The following is a 17591-nucleotide window of genomic DNA, read 5'->3' on the forward strand; positions in this document are numbered from 1 at the left end:
GAACGCAGTATGCGCGGGCCCGGCTGGCGTTGTCCAAGACCGATAATGTCTGGTTTGATACCCGGAAAGTATTGTCGATGCGCCGGCGCCACCCTCACGGCGCGGCCGGCGCAATGAACTCCATCTGCTCTTCGGTGTACAGCCGGTAGATCAGTTCGAGCATGCGCGTGAGGTCTTCCGATTCGTCGAGCATCCGCATGCTCATGATGATCGGCGAGACGAGCCGCGGGTCGTCCAGGTCCTTGTAGAGGACGTCGCTGCGCCGCAGGCCGTGCACGCTGCTCGGCACGATCGAAATGCCTTCGCCCGCCGCGACGAGCCCGAGCGCAATCTGCAGCTCGCGCGTTTCGTAGACGTGCTCCGGCTTGAGCGAGCGGTCGTGGAAGGCCGCCAGCACCTGGTCCGCGTAGCTCGGGCGCGGCGCCTTCGGAAAGATGATGAGGGTTTCGCTGACGAGATCGGTGAGCGAAAGCACGGGCTTCGCGTCGATGAGCGGATGGCCGATCGGCAGCGCCACGATCATGCGTTCCTCGCGCAGCACCACGCGCCTGATGCTCGGGTCTTCCAGCCGGATGCGCCCGAAGCCCACGTCGATACGCCCCTCCTTGAGCGCCTGGATCTGGTCCATCGTCGACATCTCGTGCAGGCTCAATTCGACGGCGCCGTTCTCCTGACGAAAGCGGCGAATGATCTTCGGCAGCAAGCCGTAAAGCGTCGAGCCGACGAAACCCACCGAAAGGCTGCGCTCGATCTTGCCGACGCGCCGCGTCATCGACTCCAGCTCGGCGGTCTGTGCGAGCAATTGCACCGCGTGCGAATAAAAGAAACGGCCGGTATCGGTGAGCTTGAGCGGTCGCGAGTTGCGCTCGAACAGCTGCACGCCCAGTGCCTCTTCGAGCTGCTGGATCTGGCGGGAGAGCGGCGGCTGGGCGATATGCAGCCGCTGGGCGGCGCGCGTGAAGTTGCGTTCTTCGGCCACGGCCACGAAGTAGCGCAGATGTCGAAGTTCGATGTTCATACCCTGGAGATATCGTCCCGATACTAAATCAGTGTTGGACGCGCCGATTCGCCGCCAACTATGCTTCAGCCACCCCCTCAGCCGCATCTCATTATACCTTCGGGGCATGAAAAAGACGCCCCAGCCCGAAGCAGGCAAGGAGTCATTCCCGCGGCGGCGGCGGTACTGGGAGACAGCGCGCTTATCCCACATTGCGCGCGAGGTTCAGTGATCAGAGCATAGGAGCAGACAATGAAGCACGCAGAAATCGAAACCCTCGTGAAAGGGTTCGTCGTCGATACCGCCAAAGGCGAAATCGATCCCCGCGTTCAGCAGGTGGTCGTGCGTCTTGCCGCCGATCTTTTCAAGGCCATCGAAGACCTCGATCTCACTCCCACCGAAGTGTGGAAGGGCATCGAGTACCTCTCCGAAGCGGGCGCCACCCACGAACTCGGCCTGCTGGCCGCGGGCCTCGGGCTCGAACGCTTCCTCGACATCCGCATGGACGAGGCCGAAGCGAAAGCGGGCTTGACGGGCGGCACGCCGCGCACGATCGAAGGCCCGCTTTATGTGGCGGGCGCGCCGGCGAGCGTCGGTTATGCGCGCCTCGACGACGGCAGCGAAGACGGCAAGGGCGAACTGCTCTTCATGCAGGGCACGGTGTACGACGGCAACGGCAAGCCGCTGCCCGGCGCGCAGGTCGAGGTCTGGCATGCAAACACGCTGGGCAACTATTCGTTCTTCGACAAGACGCAGTCGCATTTCAATCTGCGCCGCACGATCGTCACCGACCAGGACGGCCGCTATCAATTTCGCAGCATCGTGCCGGTGGGCTACGGCTGCCCGCCCGAAGGCACGACGCAACGCCTGCTCGACAAGCTCGGCCGCCACGGTCAGCGTCCCGCGCATATCCACTTCTTCGTTTCGGCGCCGGGCCATCGCAAGCTGACCACGCAGATCAACATCGACGGCGATGCCTACCTCTGGGACGACTTCGCCTTCGCCAGCCGCGAAGGGCTCGTGCCGCCCATCGAACATATTGCCTCGGCTGAACGCGTGAAGCAGCACGGCGTGGACAAACCGTTCGCCTCGATCGATTTCGATTTCCGCCTGAACGCCGAGCGAGACACCGCGCCGGCCGCCGAAGTCGAGCGCGTGCGCGCCGCAGCCTGACGAATCATTCGACACCGGTGCGCGAACTCCGGGCTGGACCCGGTTCGCGCCTGGGGAGAGAAAACATGTCTGCCATCATCGACCAAGCCGACCCACTGGAACACCTGCTGGCCACGGCCGTGCAGGACGACAAGCAAGCGGGTGTGTACCGTTGCCGTCGCGACATCTTCACGAACGCCAGTTTGTTCGACCTCGAAATGAAGCACATTTTCGAGCGCAACTGGGTGTACCTGGCGCACGAGAGCCAGCTGAGCGAGAACAACGATTACTACACCACGTGGATTGGCCGCCAGCCCGTGGTCATCACGCGCGACAAGACCGGCGAACTCCATGCCGTCATCAACGCCTGCGCGCACAAGGGCGCGATGCTGTGCCGGCGCAAGCATGGCAACAAGGGCAGCTTTACGTGTCCCTTCCACGGCTGGACCTTCTCCAATACCGGCAAGCTGCTGAAGGTCAAGGACGAGAAGACCACCGAATATCCGGTGCAATTCAACAGTCACGGATCGCATGATTTGAAGAAAGTCGCGCGATTCCAGAACTATCGCGGTTTCCTGTTCGGGAGTCTCAATGCCGATGTCATGCCGCTCGAAGACTACCTGGGCGAAGCGCGGGTGATCGTCGACCAGATCGTCGATCAGGCGCCCCAGGGGCTGGAGGTGGTGCGCGGCAACTCGTCCTACGTGTACGAAGGCAACTGGAAGATGCAGATGGAGAACGGCTGCGACGGCTATCACGTCAGCACCGTGCACTGGAACTACGCCGCGACGATGGGGCGGCGCAAGGAAGACGGCACCCAGGCGGTGGACGCGAACAGCTGGAGCAAGTCCGTGGCGGGCGTCTATGGCTTCGAACACGGCCACATTCTGCTGTGGACCAACACGATGAATCCCGAAGTGCGGCCGGTGTACCCGCATCGCGACGAAATCACGGCGCGGGTGGGCGAGACAAAGGCGGGTTTCATCGTCAACCAGACACGCAACCTGTGCCTCTATCCGAACGTGTTCCTGATGGACCAGTTCAGCACGCAGATTCGCGTGGTGCGGCCGATCAGCGTGGACAAGACCGAAGTCTCCATTTTCTGCTTCGCGCCGAAGGGCGAAAGCGCCGCGGATCGCACTACGCGCATCCGTCAATACGAGGACTTCTTCAACGTCACCGGCATGGGCACAGCGGATGATCTCGAAGAGTTCCGCGCCTGCCAGTCGGGTTACGCCGGGATCACGGCAATGTGGAACGACCTTTCGCGCGGCGCGCCCCTGTGGATCGAAGGCCCGGACGAGAACGCGAAGAAGATGGGACTCAAGCCGCTCATTTCGGGCGAGCGCAGCGAAGACGAAGGGCTGTTCGTGTGCCAGCACGAATACTGGGTGCGCGTGATGCGCGACGCGCTGAAGAAGGAAAGTGGGGAGGCGCAGGCATGAGCTTCGACTATACGCGTGTCTGCGCCGCGCTTTATCGCGAGGCACGGCTGCTCGACGACCGCCAGTGGGACGCCTGGCTCGACTGCTATGCAGCAGACGTCACCTACTGGATGCCGTCATGGGACGACGACGACCAGCTCACCCACGACCACGACAGCCAGATCTCGCTGATGTACTACCCGGACCGGGGCGGTCTGGAGGATCGTGTGTTCCGCATCAAGACCGAGCGCAGTGGCGCTTCGACGCCCGAGCCGCGCACCAGCCACAACGTCACGAATGTGGAAGTGCTGGCGGAGCGCGGCGACGAAGTGGACGTGCGCTACAACTTCCACACGCTCAATCACCGTTATCGCGTGACCGACCACTTCTTCGGCACGATGTTCGTGACACTGCGCCGGGTGGGCGAAGACCTACTGATCTCATACAAGAAGATCGTTCTGAAGAACGACTATATCCGCCAGGTTCTCGACGTCTACCACGTTTGATGTTTTGCATTCCGTATTAAAGGCAGGGGGGAGATTTCCATGTCCAGTTTCAAAATCGCATTGAATTTCGAGGACGGCGTCACCCGTTTCATCGACTGTAAAGCGGGGGAGAAGGTTCTCGACGCTGCGTTTCGGGCCAGGATCAACCTACCCATGGATTGTTCCGATGGCGTGTGCGGCACCTGCAAGTGCCGCGCCGAAAGCGGAAGCTACGATCTGGGCGACGATTACATCGAAGACGCGCTGACCGACGACGAAAAAGCGGGTGGTCTCGTGCTGACCTGCCAGATGGTGCCGCAGAGCGACTGCGTGATCGCGGTGCCCACGTCGTCCACTGCGTGCAAGACGGAGCAAAGCCGGTTCGTCGCCACCGTCGCGAAAGTCGAACCGCACAACGACGCGGCCGTAGTGCTCGAACTCGATGTGGACGCAACGGCACCGGTTTTCCTGCCTGGCCAGTATGTGAATATCGACGTGCCCGGCAGTGGCCAGCACCGTTCGTATTCATTCTCGTCGGCGCCCGGCGAGGCGAAGATCCGCTTTCTGATCAAGAGGATTCCTGGCGGCGTGATGAGCCACTGGCTGGAAGCGGCACGGCCGGGCGACAAGCTGGACCTCCATGGTCCGCTTGGCAGCTTCTATCTGCGCGACGCGCAGCGCCCGCTGCTGTTCCTGGCCGGCGGCACGGGGCTCGCGCCGTTCCTTTCGATGCTCGAGGTGCTGGCGCGCACGGCGTCGCAGCAGAAGGTGCATCTGATCTACGGCGTGACGCGGGACCTCGACCTCGTGCAGGTGGAGGCAATCGAGGCCTACACGGCGAAGCTGCCGAACTTCAGCTTTGCTACGGTCGTGGCGCAAGCGGAGTCGAATCATCCGCGCAAGGGCTGGGTGACGCAGCACATTCCCGCCGACGCCCTGAACGACGGCGACGTCGACGTCTACCTGTGCGGTCCGCCGCCGATGGTCGACGCAGTACGGAAGTATTTCGACGACGAAGGCATGCAGCCGAACAGCTTCCATTACGAGAAGTTCACGCCGAACGTTATTGCGAAGGCGGCCTGACCATGCAACGATTCTCGGGCAAGGTCATTGTGGTCACGGGCGCCGCGCAGGGCATCGGCCGTGGCGTGGCGCTGCGGGCGGCCGCGGAGGGCGGCCAGGTGCTCTTCGTCGATCGGGCGGACTTCGTGGCCGGGGTGGCCGCCGAAGCGCAGGGCGCGGCCACGGCGGGATTCGTCGCCGACCTGGAGACCTACGAAGGCGCACAGGCGGCCATGGCGTTCGCGGCCCGGACGTTCGGCGGCATCGACGTCCTGATTAACGGCGTGGGCGGGGCCATCCGCATGCGCCCTTTCGCCGAATTCGAGCCGGCGCAGATCGACGCGGAGATTCGCCGCTCGCTGATGCCCACGCTCTATACGTGTCACGCCGTGTTGCCGTATCTGCTCCGGCGCGGGGGCGGCACGATCGTCAACGTATCGTCGAATGCCACGCGTGGTATTCGTCGCGTGCCGTATTCGGCGGCCAAGGGCGGCGTCAATGCCTTGACCCAGTCGCTGGCGATGGAATACGCGGAGCACAACATTCGCGTGGTGGCCAGCGCGCCGGGCGGCACCAGCGCGCCGCCGCGGCGCGTCCCGCGCAATGCCGCGGGCGATAGCGAACAGGAAAAGGCCTGGATGAACGAAGCCGTGCAGCAGGTCACGGAATCGACCTTCTTCAAGCGCTACGGCACGCTCGAAGAGCAGGTGGCGCCCATCCTTTTTCTCGCCTCGGACGAGGCCAGCTATATCACCGGCGCCGTATTGCCGGTTGCGGGCGGCGACAACGGCTGATCAGCGATGCAGCGCGCCGCCGGCCGTTGAAATTTCCGCCTGCCTGGATATACTCCGTTGCGTCGCCGGCCCCCGCCGGCTCTGCAACGGGAGCGCGGTCGCGCGCAAGGGCATATGAACGTCGATCTGGGCACGCACGTCAGTGCGCATATGAACGCTCACACGGCCTACACGGTGCTCGACCTGATCGGCACGTTCGCCTTCGCGATCTCGGGCGCGGTGGCCGCGCGGCAGCGGCGGCTCGACCTCTTCGGCATCATCGTCGTGACCTTCATGGTGGCGTGCGGCGGCGGCATCCTGCGCGACGTCTGCATCGGCGCCATTCCGCCTGCGGGGCTCTCGAACTGGGCCTATCTGGCCGTATCGCTGTTCGCCGCGCTGCTGACCATCTCGGCCTATCCGCAAGTGCGGCGCCTGCGCCATCCCGTGTTGTTCTTCGATGCGATCGGCCTCGGGCTCTTTGCCGTGGCCGGCGCGCAGAAGGCCTGGATCTGGACGAACAGCGCGGAAACGGCCGTCGTGCTCGGCATGGTGAGTGCCGTGGGCGGCGGCGTGTTGCGCGACATCCTGCTTTCGCGCGTGCCCGCCATCCTGGAGCGCGAGATTTATGCCTCGGCGGCGCTGCTGGGCGCGGGCTTGCAGATGGGGCTCACGTATCTCGGCTGGTCCTCGTTCTGGACGCCCTGGGTCGGCACCCTCGCTTGCGTGCTGCTGCGACTTTCGTCGCTGTATTACGGCTGGCGGCTGCCTTCATTCCATACGCGGGATCACGTGCGAAGGACGCAGCAGCATGGGGCGCCGGACTCGCCGCGCGACCCGCGCGAGGCGGAAGGCCAGGCCGACGCCAACGAGCGTTGAGCGCACACTCAAGGCGCCGATGCCACCTCGCCTTCCTTGAAGAGCGCGAGTCCCACGAGACCCACGAGCCCGCAGCCGAACACATACCACGCCGGCGCGTAGAAGCTGCCGGTTGCCCGCCACAGGGCACCCACCACGAGTTGCGCGAAGCCGCCGAAGAGTGCTACGCCGAGCGCGTAGATGATGCCGAGCGACGTCGCCCGCACTTCCGGGCGCAGCGCTTCGAGGATCATGAGGAAGGCGGCCGGGCTCGTGAGCGTCATGAAGCCGATCAGCACGATCACGACGAGCACGACCGTCCCGACGGCCGGCCACGCCGCGATGGCGCGAAAGGCCGGAAACACCAGGGCGAGCGAGACGCACGACGCTACGCCGATCAGCGGCTTGCGGCGCGGGATGCGGTCGGCGAGTTTGCCGGCGAACGGCGAGCCGATCAACAGAACGATGCCTGCCGCGCAGCCGCTCAGCGAAGCGGTGGCCGTGGACATGCCGAGCGTGAGCGAGAGAAACGCGGGCAGGAAAAACACGATGGTGTACATCGTGGCGGTGCCGCCGATCACGAGCAGCGTGCCCGCGGCGATCTGCCGGAGCGGCAGGCGCGTGCGCCGTGCATGCGGGGCGCCGGCGGCGGCAGTGGCCGGTGCGGCAGGCAGCGATTCGTCGAGACGCTTGCGCAAATAGAATCCGAATGGCCCGATGGCGAGCCCGATCAGGAACGGCACGCGCCAGCCCCAGGCGAGTAGTTGCTCGTGCGTGAGCGACTTCGAGAGCAGGACGGCGATCAGCGCGCCCGCCAGCGCCGCGCCGCCCTGGCTCGCCATCTGCCAGCTCACCAGCATGCCGCGCCGCCCCACGGCGCCTGCCTCCATCAGGAGCGTCGTGGCCGTGCCCACTTCGCCTCCCGCCGAAAAGCCCTGCAAAAGCCGCCCGAGCACGATGAGCGCGGGCGCCGCCATGCCGATCTGCGCATACGAGGGCGCTAGGCCGATCAACCCGGTGCCGAGCGCCATCAGCGTAACGGTGAGCAGCAGCGCGGGCTTGCGGCCCGCGCGGTCCGCATACGCGCCGATCGCCACGCCTCCGAGCGGCCGCATGACGAAACCCACGCCGAAGGTGGCGAGCGACATCATCAACGAGGCGAGCTCGTCCCCGGCAGGGAAAAACAGCTTGCCGATGATCGAGGCGAAAAAGCTATAGACCGTGAAGTCGAAGAACTCGAGCCCGTTGCCGAGCGCGGCGGCAAGGACCATCGTGCGGCGGCGGGGCGTGCCGCGCGTCGCGGCGGCAAGGTCGAAGGCGGCGGTCATTACTGGCTGCCTTTGAGGCCTTCGCCGTCACGGACTTCGATGCGGCTCGCGACCGAGTGCACGCCGCTCACGCCTTGCGCGACCGAGGTGGCGATCGCAATCTGGTCCTGGCTTGCCACGACACCCGTGAGCGTGACGGCGCCGTTGCGGGCGCGCACGCGGATGTAGGTGGACTTGAGCCCCTGCTTGCGCGCGGCGCGCAGCGCGTGGCGCACCGAGGCCGCGAGCTGGCGGTCCGTGGGCGCGGAAGCGGCGAGCGCCGGCGAGGCCGCCTGGCCTGTTGCGGCGCTCGCTTCGCTGCCGCCCTGGGCGTGCGCGGCGAGGCCCGAGGCGGCGAGCAGCAGTGCCGTCAGCCAGGCCAGATGGCGCGCGGGGCGATGGGCAGGTCGTAAGGTCATGTCGAATCTCCTCTCTCGAATATCAGAACTTGTGATACATGCCGACGAGCACCAGGTGCGGCGCCTGATAGAACTCCGTCTGGCCGTTCGCGCCGGTGTAGTTCGTCGTGATGTTGTCGACCGTGGGCTGCTGCGAGGGATAGCGCCCGTAGGTCGGCGCCGAACCCGTGTTGCGGATCAGCGCGCCGCGCACGTAGAACGCCGTGCGTTGCGAGAGGTTGTAGTCGTAGCCGAGCGTGACGCCATACGAGTGGTCGGCCCAGCCGCCCACCGTGCGATACGCGAGTTCGACGCGGAAGTCGTTGCGCTTCTGGTAGCGATACAGCGCGCCGAGCGTATAGAGCGAGGCCACGCGGTCACCGTCGAGCCGCGGCGCGAGGAAGCTGTAGCCGGCCGAGAGCACGTAGTGGCCGCCGTCGTAGAGCAGGCCCGCGGCGAAGTTGTCGGTGCGCACGTACTGCGAGGTGGTGAGCGCGTTCAGGCCGTAATTGCCCAGATAACTCAGCGTGCCGAACAGGTGGCCGTCGTAATAGTTGAAGGCGATGGCGCGCGTGGTGATGGTGGGGGCGTTCGAGCCCGCGTCGTGCAGCGAGAGCGCCAGCTGCGCATTGAACGGCCCGAACCACGGCGACGAATAGCTGATCGCGTTCTGGAGGCGGGCGGCTTCGTAACTCGCGCCGGGGCCGAGGTCGTATGTCCACGCGGTGAGATACGCGACGCTCGAAACCGTGCCGACCTGGCCGAACACGTCGATGAAGAGCGGCACGCCCACATCGTCCTGCAGGCCGAGCTTGAGTTCTCCCGTCTTCGCTGAGCCGATGCCGATCCACGCCTCGCGATTGAACATCGTGTTCGCCGTGCCGAGCTGGCCGTTCGCGGCGTTGAAGCCGTTTTCGAGGGCGAAGCGCACGCGGTAGCCGCCGCCCAGATCTTCCACGCCGTACAGACCGATCTTCGAGGTCCATTCGCCGCCGCTCTGCTGCACGAAGGCGGTTTGCGCGCCCTTGGTGAAGCCCACCGACTGATCGACGGCGCCATAGAGCGTGACGCCCGGCGTGTACGCCGCGCTCGTGGCGTAGGGCACGCCCTGGAAGTAATCGGTCAGGAAGAGCGCGGGCGAATCGGCCCGCGCGCCCTGGCTGGCGGCGGCGAGCGCGGTCGCACACGCAAGACCCCGTGCGGTGCGGGCAAGCCGCATGCGCGGCAATCCGGATTGGGCGGATGGAGACGGCAGGATGCTGCTGGCTGACATTTATGGACTCTTTAGGTTGGTCAGACACTGCGGGAAATGGGCGGCGCCGCGCACGAGGGGCGAGAAGTGAGTGCGCGCCGCCGCCGGAACACACCCTGTCAGTCGCGCGTCAGATAGCGCTCCGCGAGGGTGACGAACCATGCGGCGCCCCAGGCGAGCGCCTCGTCGTTGAAGTCGTAGGCCGGATTGTGGACGGCGCAACCTCCCACCTGACCCACGCCATTGCCTAGCAGTACGTAGCAACCGGGGAGCTTCTCGGTCATCCACGAGAAGTCTTCGCTGCCCATTACCGCTTCGGGCATCATCGAAAGCGCGGCCTTGCCGGCCACGGCTTCGATCGCTTCGATGGCGAGCTCGGTCGATTCGCGCTCGTTCACGAGCGGGCGCGAGATCGCGCGGTAGTCCACCGTGGCCGTGGCGCCGTAGGTTTGCGCCTGCAGCTCCGCAATGCTGCGAATGCGCGCTTCGAGGGTGTTGCGCGTCTCGCTGTCGAGCGCCCGCACGGAGAGCTGGAGTGTGGCGCTCGCGGGAATCACGTTGCCGGCCGTGCCCGCATGGATCGAGCCGACCGTCACGACAGCCGCGCGCGTGGCTTCGATGTTGCGCGAGACGATCGTTTGCAGCGCCATCACGATGCTCGATGCGGCGACGACGGGGTCGCACGCAAGATGCGGCATCGCACCGTGACCGCCGCGGCCCGTGATCGTGATGGTCGCCGTGTCCGAGGAGGCCAGCATGCAGCCGTGGCGCACCGCGAAGTGGCCCACCGGCAGTCCCGGCGCGTTGTGCAGCGCGTACACGCGGTCACAGGGGAAGCGCTCGAACAGCCCCTCGGCGATCATGCGCGCCGCGCCGCCCAGACCTTCCTCGGCCGGCTGGAAGATCACGTTGAGCGTGCCGTCGAACTGCCCCTGTGTGGCGAGGTGATGCGCGGCGGCGAGAAGCGTGGCGGTGTGGCCGTCGTGGCCGCACGCGTGCATGGTCTGGGCGACGGTGCTGGCGTAGGGCAGGCCCGTGGCTTCCTGAATGGGTAGCGCATCCATGTCGGCGCGCAGACCGATCGCGCGGGACGAACCGCCGCGCTTCAGTTGCCCGACGACGCCGGTGCCGCCGATGCCGGTCGTGACGTCATAACCCCATTGGGCGAGCTGTTCGGCAACGATCTGCGCGGTGCGCGCTTCGCCGAAGCCGAGCTCCGGATGCGCGTGGATGTCGTGGCGGATCGAGATGAACCGATGTTCCGACTCGCGAAGGGCGGCGAGCAACGGGGCGTAGTGCTGCGTCATGTGCGGGTTTCTCCATGGCCGTGGGGGGTGACGGCTTCTGGAGGTCCAGCGTAAGGACGATCGGTCGAAATAAAAAAGCAAAAATTCGAATGCCGATAACCAGTGGTAATATCATCCGCATCATGAAAATTCACCAGTTGCGCGCGCTCGTCGAAATTGCGGCCACGGGCAGCCTCAACGGCGCCGCCCGCCGGCTGCACGTCACCCAGCCGGCAGTCACCAAGGCCATACGCGAGCTGGAGGACGAGTTCGGCGTGCGGCTGCTGGAGCGCAACCCGTGGGGTGTGGTGCCCACGGCCGAAGGCGCGGCGCTTTTGCAACGGGCGCATACCGTGGTGCGCGAGATGGAGCGGGCGGAGGAAGATCTCGCGCATCTGAAAGGGCAGCGCGACGGCAAGCTTGTGGTGGGCGTGACGCCCATTGCGGGCACTTCCGGGATGACCGAAGCCTTCACCGAGTTCCGGCGGCGCTGGCCGCTCGTCTCGATCGAATTTCGCGAGTTAGGCTTTCACCAGCTCGGCGAGCAGTTGCGCAATCGCACGCTGGACCTCGCGTTCGCGGCCTTTCCGGTCCGCCCCGACGATGGTGCCGGGGCGGTGCAGGCACTGTTCTCGTTCGAATCGGTGTTCGTGACGCGGGCCGCCGGCACGTTTGCCGAAGCGGTCAGTCTGGAAGCGTTGCAGGAAGCCGAGTGGATTCACACAGATGTTACGGACAACTATCCGCTCTACATCCGCGCGATGTACGAACGCGCCCAACTGGAGCCGCCGCGGCGCGTGACGCGGTGCACCTCGTATGCGCTTTTCTACGCGTTGACACTGAGCACCGACGCAGTGTTCGCGTGGACCCGCCATTCGCTCGAAGAAACGCAGCTGGGCAGCTCCTTCGTCGAGCTCAATTTGCCGGAGCGGCCGCCGCCGCTGCACCTCTATCTATACTCGCCGCCCGAGGCGCAACTCACGCGTCCCGCCGAATATTTCGTGGACTGCATTCTCGAAGTGGCCCGCCGGCGCATGGGGCAAGTGGCGAGCCGCCAGGGCATCAACCGGCGCTTGAATCCGCGTAACTGAAGCCGCAATCGCGGCGTTGCGGCGTTGCGCGCTTCAGTCCTGGACGGCCACGACCGCTTCGATCTCCACTGTGATGTTGCCCGGCAGCGACCCTACGCCCACGGCCGAACGCGAGTGACGCCCGGCGTCGCCGAGAATATCGACGAAAAGATCGGAGCAGCCGTTGATCACGCGGGGATGTTCCGCGAAATCGGGCGTGGCGTTCACCATGCCGAGCAGCTTGACGATGCGCCGCACGCGCCCCAGATCGCCCAGTTCCTGATGCAGCACCGAAAGCAGGTTGAGGCCCACGAGTTTTGCGTGGCCATAGGCTTCTTCGGCGCTGACGGTTGCGCCCACCTTGCCGGTCATGAGCTCGCCGCAGGCGTTGACGGGACCTTGTCCGGAGAGAAACAGCAGATCGCCTTCACGCACGCAGTGCACGAAGTTGCCGATCGGTGTGGGCACCTGAGGCAGCGCGAGGCCGTGGTGAAGCAGACGGTCGTAGCAGGTCGTCGGATCGGATGCCATGAAGAAGTTCAGGAATGCGATTTAAAAATGAATGAAGAGGGGGCGGCCGCGGTTCAGGCGGCCGGTTCGTGGCGGCGGTATTGCCAGCCAAGACGCGTTTCGATGCGTAGCGCGGCGTCGCGCACGGCCTGGGCATAGGGCTCGGCGCCCTTGGCGGCCTTGATCTCGGGCATGACGATCGAAATCGTGAAGACGCACACGCCCGCGTTGTCGATCACGGGGGCCGCGAGGCAGGCCACCGACGCGTCGGACTCGCCGATCTGGATCGAGAGCCGCGCATCGAGTGCGTCGCGCGCGGTTTTCGCGAGCACCTCGGTGCGCGTTTCGGCGCGTCCCGTGGGCGAAGGCCGGGCGTAGCGGTTAAAGAAGGCAAGACGCTCGTCGTCGGGCAGATGGCCGACGAGCAGGCGTCCCGAAGCGGTCCAGTTCGGCGGCACGCGGCTGCCCACGCGCGAGGTCACGCGGAAGTGGCCCGGCCCCTCGGCCATCTGCAACACGACCATCATCCCTTCCACGAGCCCGCAGATCTGCACGGTTTCTTCGGCCTCGGCCGAGAGCCGCTGCATTTCCTCGGTCGCCACCGTCATGTAGTCGAGCGCGCGCGCGTAGCTCAGGCCGTAGCCGTAGAGGCGCGAGCCGAGCCACAGCGTGCCGTCCGCCGCGCGCGACAGCAGGTTCCGCTCCACGAGGTCGTTGATGATCGTATAGACCGTGGAGAGCGGCGCGCCGACCGTGCGGGCGATTTCGTACGCCGTGGCGGGGCGTTCGGCTTCCTGCAGCGCGTCGAGTATCTGCACCACGCGCTCGAGGGCGTTCGTGCGGCTGCGCGGCGCGTTTGCCGGCGCCTGGGCGCTCGCCACGCTGCCGTCTTCCCCGGTCTCGGGGGCGGACGGCTGTTCAGTCTTCTGATGAGCCGCGGCCGCGGGGCGGCCGGCTCGCGGCGACGGGGACGAGCGTGTCATCGGGTTCCTCTGATGCAGGAGCGAGCCAATTTTGACCAGTTGACCCGCGTTCGTTGTATGTTAGACTGATCCGTAATTAAAGCATATATTTCGTAATTACGGAATAAAACTTGGAGGCGATGGTGATGGCACTGGATATCCGCTCGCGTTTCAGCTTGCGCCCGGTGATCAACGTGTCCGGGACGATGACGAGCCTCGGGGCCTCGATCGTCGGCCCGCAGGTGATCGAGACCGTCGCCGGTGTTCTGCCGCAGTTCGTCGAGATCGACGATCTTCAGCGCAGGGCCTCGGCCGCCATCGCCGCCGCCTGCGGGAGCGAAAGCGGCTACGTGACCGCCTCCTGTTCGGCCGCCATCACGCTCTCCATTGCCGCCACCATGACCGGCGACGACCCCGGCCTCATCGAGCGTCTGCCCGACACCGCGGGCCTCGCGAACGAAGTCGTCGTGCAGACCGGGCACCTCGTCAACTACGGCGCGCCGATCGACCAGGCCATCCGCCTCGCGGGTGCGCGCGTCGTGCCGGTCGGCGCCGCCACCGAGGCGCACGGCTACCAGCTCGCTTCGGCCATCAACGAACGCACCACGGCAGCGCTTTTCGTCGTCTCGCATCATACCGTCGGTTACGGCCTGATCCACCTGGAAGAATTCATTGCCGTCGCGCACGGCAAGGGTGTGCCCGTGATCGTCGACGCCGCTTCCGAGTACGACCTGCGGCATTTCATTGCAGCGGGCGCCGATATCGTGCTGTATTCGGCGCACAAATTCCTGGGCGGGCTTACGGCGGGCATTGTCGCGGGGCGCAAGGCGCTCGTGCGGGCCGCTTATTTCCAGAACGGCGGCATCGGCCGCGGCATGAAGGTGGGTAAGGAGGGGATCGCCGGCGCGATCGCCGCGCTCGAGGCCTGGCGCACCCGCGATCACGCGGCCGTGCGCGAACGCGAGCGCGGTTATCTCCAGCTGTGGCGCGACACGCTCAACGGCCTGCCGGGTCTCACCGCCACGCTCGATGCCGATCCCACCGGCAATCCGCTCGAGCGCCTGCGCGTTTCGGTCGATCCGAAGCTCGCGCACATCAGCGCCTGGGATCTCGTCGATGCGCTGGCGCGGCCGCGCGGCGATGCGCGGCCTGTGATCGCGCGCGACCACGAAGCCGAGCTCAACTACTTCTTTCTCGACCCGTGCAATCTGCATCCGGGCGAAGAGCAGATCGTTGCCGATCGGTTCGTCGAGGAAATCGGCCACGCGCAGCGCGCGAGCGAGCCGATCGTCACGCCGTTCCATCAGCGTGATGCAAGACGTCAAGCCGCGCGCCTGCGCTGGCCTGACTGAGTGGTAACCGGGCAGTAAGGCGGGAAGGGTGGCGGCCCGGTATCGGGCCGTGCTCTTCACGCACGTCTTTTCAAATTAGCACTACTACCTATATCGCGATGCAGCCTTCATCGCGAGGACCTTCTACGGCTTGAGGAAACCATCATGCAAAAACAATTCGTTCGCACGGCGTTTGCCGTAGGTATCGCCGGCCTCGGCGCGAGCAGTGCGTGGGCGCAGAGCAGCGTCACGCTGTACGGCATCGTCGATGCGGGCGTGACCTACACCAGCAATCAGGCCGGCCACAGCGCCTGGCAGGCGACGCAGGGCAACGTGCAGGGCTCGCGCTGGGGCCTGCTCGGTACCGAAGACCTGGGCGGCGGCACGAAGGCGACGTTCCGGCTCGAGAACGGCTTCAGCGCCGAGACCGGTGCATCGGGGCAGGGCGGCCGCATGTTCGGCCGCAGCGCATGGGTAGGTATCGGCAACGACCGCTTCGGCACGCTCACGCTCGGGCGCCAGTACAACAGCGTGCAGGACTATCTCTCGAACCTGCAGATCAACGGCGTGGGCGCGCTGAGCCAGTACGCGAACGCGGTGTACGACAACGACGACCTGAACAACACGTATCGCACCGACAACGCGGTGAAGTACACCACGCCGACCATCGCCGGCCTCACGGCCAACGCGATGTACGCGTTCTCGAACACGCCGGGCGAGTTCGCCAATAATCGCGCGTGGAGCGTGGGCGCCGATTATGTGTCGGGACCGCTGCGCCTCGACGCCGCGTACTCGCTCACGAACAACCCGGCCTCGAATACCGCCGGGGCCGCGCCTTCCGATAACTACTACGGCACCGGTTCTTCGATCATCAGCAACGTGAAGCGCAATCAGGTGTGGGGCGCGGGCGGTGCCTACACACTGGGCCAGGCCACGCTCGCCTTGCTGTACACGAACTCGCAATTCCAGATTCTCTCGGGCGGCACGCTGCGCTTCGCGAACTACGAGGCGAGCCTGCGCTACCAGTTCACGCCGGCCACGCTGTTCTCGCTCGGCTACATCTACACGAGCCAGAGCAGCAGCGCGGCGAGCGCGCCCGATGCGCACTACAACCAGATCGCGCTCGGCGGCGAGTACTTCCTTTCGAAATCGACCGACCTCTACCTGAACGGCATCTACCAGCGTGCCAACGGCATGAACGCCTGGATCGAAGGCGTCGGCAAGGCGTCGAGCAGCGGCAACCAGATCGCCGCCGTGGCAGGCATTCGCCACAAGTTCTGATCGAACGCCAGCGTGCGCGGTGTGAGCCGCGCGCGGTGGTTTTCCCCACCTCTTTTCAGGAGTCCCCATGGCGACTGTTCAGGGCAGCCTGCTCCTCGTTTATGCACTGGTGGCGATCGTCGCACTCGTCGTGCTGATCGCGCGCTTCAGGCTCAATCCGTTCATCACGCTGATGGGCGTGTCCGTCGTGCTCGCGCTCGCAGTGGGCATGCCGATGGCGTCGATACTCAAGTCGTTCGAAACCGGTGTGGGCGGCACGCTCGGCCATATCGCGATCGTCGTGGGTCTTGGCACGATGCTCGGCAAGATGATGGCCGAATCGGGCGGCGCGGAGCGCATCGCGCGCACGATGATCGCATTGTTCGGCCCGAAGAACGTGCACTGGGCGATGATGTGCATCGCATTTCTGGTCGGCCTGCCGGTGTTCTTCGAAGTGGGCTTCGTGCTGCTGATCCCGATCGCGTTCAACGTCGCGCTGCGTACCGGCACCTCCATGATCCGCGTAGGCATTTCGATGGTCGCCGGACTCTCGGTCGTGCATGGGCTGATTCCGCCGCACCCGGCCGCGTTGCTGGCCGTGACCGCTTATCACGCGGATATCGGCCGGACCATTTTCTACGCGCTGATCGTCGGCATTCCTACCGCCGTGCTTGCGGGGCCGCTGTTCTCGGGGCTCGCCAGCCGCCTGGTCGTGCTCGAAGGCCCGAACCCGCTTGCGCAGCAGTTCGTCGAAGAGGGCGAGGCGCGCAGCAAGCAGACACTGCCGGACTTCGGCATCACGCTGCTCACGGTGCTGCTGCCCGTGGTGCTGATGCTGGTCGGTAGCTGGGCCGACCTGCTGGTCGCGCCGAAGACGAAGGCGAACGACTTCCTGCACCTGATCGGTCATCCGGATATGGCCTTGCTGCTCGCCGTGCTGCTGAGCTTCTATACGTTCGGTACGGCGCGCGGTTTCGGGCGCGAAGCGATCCTCAAATTCACCAACGAGTGCCTGGCACCCACCGCGAGCATTACGCTCGTGGTGGGCGCGGGTGCCGGGTTCGGTCGTATCCTGATCGACAGCGGTACTTCGAAGGCCATCGTCGATGTCGCGCTGGGCGCCCACGTGCCGCTCCTGCTGCTCGCGTGGCTCGTGGCGGCGCTGATCCGCATCGCCACGGGTTCGGCAACCGTGGCGATGGCGACGGCCGCGGGTATCCTCGCACCTATCGCGGGAGCGGCTGCCGGCACGGCGTCGGCAGTGCGGCCCGAACTGCTTGTGCTGGCAACGGGTGCGGGCTCGCTGATCCTGTCGCACGTGAACGATGGCGGTTTCTGGCTGGTCAAGGAATACTTCAACATGACCGTGGCCCAGACCTTCAAGACGTGGACCGTCTGCGAAACGATCATTTCCGTCGTGGCGCTGGCGCTCACGCTGGGTCTTTCGGTCGTCATTTAGGAGGA

General features: G+C 65.5%; 17 protein-coding genes. 10 read left to right on the forward strand and 7 right to left on the reverse strand.

Annotation, left to right across the window (positions count from 1 at the left end):
* Nucleotides 1-94 precede the first annotated feature (94 nt).
* The gene (locus U5760_RS26155) at nt 95-1012 is read right to left on the reverse strand and encodes a LysR family transcriptional regulator (RefSeq protein WP_322015273.1); all 918 of its coding nucleotides are present in this window, start codon (nt 1010-1012) and stop codon (nt 95-97) included.
* A gap of 237 nt (nt 1013-1249) precedes the next feature.
* Between U5760_RS26155 and catA the strand changes: the two genes are divergently transcribed.
* From catA to U5760_RS26185, 6 genes are all read left to right on the forward strand, one after another.
* Nucleotides 1250-2170, forward strand: coding sequence for a catechol 1,2-dioxygenase (catA, locus tag U5760_RS26160; protein WP_322015225.1), 921 nt, complete (start codon nt 1250-1252; stop codon nt 2168-2170).
* A 65-nt stretch (nt 2171-2235) separates the two neighbouring features.
* Nucleotides 2236-3594 (forward strand): Rieske 2Fe-2S domain-containing protein, encoded by a 1359-nt coding sequence (locus U5760_RS26165; RefSeq protein WP_322015226.1) that lies wholly within the window; start codon nt 2236-2238, stop codon nt 3592-3594.
* Nucleotides 3591-4079, forward strand: a complete 489-nt coding sequence (gene benB / locus U5760_RS26170; protein WP_322015227.1) for a benzoate 1,2-dioxygenase small subunit — start codon at nt 3591-3593, stop codon at nt 4077-4079. Before U5760_RS26165 ends, benB begins: the two co-directional genes overlap by 4 nt.
* Nucleotides 4080-4118: 39 nt before the next feature.
* Entirely contained in the window at nt 4119-5141 is a 1023-nt protein-coding gene (gene benC / locus U5760_RS26175) for a benzoate 1,2-dioxygenase electron transfer component BenC (RefSeq protein ID WP_322015228.1), read from the forward strand.
* A gap of 2 nt (nt 5142-5143) precedes the next feature.
* Entirely contained in the window at nt 5144-5914 is a 771-nt protein-coding gene (benD, locus tag U5760_RS26180; protein WP_322015229.1) for a benzoate diol dehydrogenase BenD, read from the forward strand.
* A 150-nt stretch (nt 5915-6064) separates the two neighbouring features.
* Nucleotides 6065-6772, forward strand: coding sequence for a trimeric intracellular cation channel family protein (locus tag U5760_RS26185; RefSeq protein ID WP_322015274.1), 708 nt, complete (start codon nt 6065-6067; stop codon nt 6770-6772).
* An 8-nt stretch (nt 6773-6780) separates the two neighbouring features.
* On the opposite strand, the gene U5760_RS26190 is transcribed toward U5760_RS26185, so the two are convergent.
* The 4 genes from U5760_RS26190 to U5760_RS26205 form a co-directional block, all read right to left on the reverse strand.
* Nucleotides 6781-8079: an MFS transporter gene (locus U5760_RS26190; RefSeq protein ID WP_322015230.1), complete on the reverse strand. Its 1299-nt coding sequence runs from the start codon at nt 8077-8079 to the stop codon at nt 6781-6783.
* The gene (locus U5760_RS26195) at nt 8079-8477 is read right to left on the reverse strand and encodes a BON domain-containing protein (protein WP_322015231.1); all 399 of its coding nucleotides are present in this window, start codon (nt 8475-8477) and stop codon (nt 8079-8081) included. The genes U5760_RS26190 and U5760_RS26195 overlap by 1 nt, the downstream gene beginning before the upstream one ends.
* A 22-nt stretch (nt 8478-8499) precedes the next feature.
* The gene (locus U5760_RS26200) at nt 8500-9729 is read right to left on the reverse strand and encodes a porin (protein WP_322015232.1); all 1230 of its coding nucleotides are present in this window, start codon (nt 9727-9729) and stop codon (nt 8500-8502) included.
* 98 nt (nt 9730-9827) lie between these two features.
* Nucleotides 9828-11015, reverse strand: coding sequence for a M20 aminoacylase family protein (locus tag U5760_RS26205; protein WP_322015233.1), 1188 nt, complete (start codon nt 11013-11015; stop codon nt 9828-9830).
* Between the two features lie 122 nt (nt 11016-11137).
* Between U5760_RS26205 and U5760_RS26210 the strand changes: the two genes are divergently transcribed.
* Nucleotides 11138-12085, forward strand: a complete 948-nt coding sequence (locus tag U5760_RS26210; protein WP_322015234.1) for a LysR family transcriptional regulator — start codon at nt 11138-11140, stop codon at nt 12083-12085.
* Nucleotides 12086-12118: 33 nt separating this feature from the next.
* On the opposite strand, the gene U5760_RS26215 is transcribed toward U5760_RS26210, so the two are convergent.
* Both U5760_RS26215 and U5760_RS26220 read right to left on the reverse strand, forming a co-directional pair.
* Nucleotides 12119-12595 (reverse strand): RidA family protein, encoded by a 477-nt coding sequence (locus U5760_RS26215; RefSeq protein WP_322015235.1) that lies wholly within the window; start codon nt 12593-12595, stop codon nt 12119-12121.
* Between the two features lie 53 nt (nt 12596-12648).
* On the reverse strand, nt 12649-13557 hold the full coding sequence (locus U5760_RS26220; RefSeq protein ID WP_322015236.1) for an IclR family transcriptional regulator: 909 nt from the start codon (nt 13555-13557) through the stop codon (nt 12649-12651).
* Between the two features lie 125 nt (nt 13558-13682).
* On the opposite strand from U5760_RS26220, the gene U5760_RS26225 reads away from it, so the two are divergent.
* The 3 genes from U5760_RS26225 (at nt 13683) to U5760_RS26235 (ending at nt 17586) form a co-directional block, all read left to right on the forward strand.
* Complete coding sequence (locus U5760_RS26225) at nt 13683-14888, forward strand: aminotransferase class V-fold PLP-dependent enzyme (RefSeq protein ID WP_322015237.1); 1206 nt, start codon at nt 13683-13685, stop codon at nt 14886-14888.
* A 144-nt stretch (nt 14889-15032) separates the two neighbouring features.
* Complete coding sequence (locus U5760_RS26230; RefSeq protein WP_322015238.1) at nt 15033-16148, forward strand: porin; 1116 nt, start codon at nt 15033-15035, stop codon at nt 16146-16148.
* A gap of 67 nt (nt 16149-16215) precedes the next feature.
* Nucleotides 16216-17586: a gluconate:H+ symporter gene (locus U5760_RS26235; protein ID WP_322015239.1), complete on the forward strand. Its 1371-nt coding sequence runs from the start codon at nt 16216-16218 to the stop codon at nt 17584-17586.
* Nucleotides 17587-17591: the final 5 nt, after the last annotated feature.

The organism is Paraburkholderia sp. J12 (assembly GCF_905220215.1).
Lineage (GTDB): Bacteria > Pseudomonadota > Gammaproteobacteria > Burkholderiales > Burkholderiaceae > Paraburkholderia.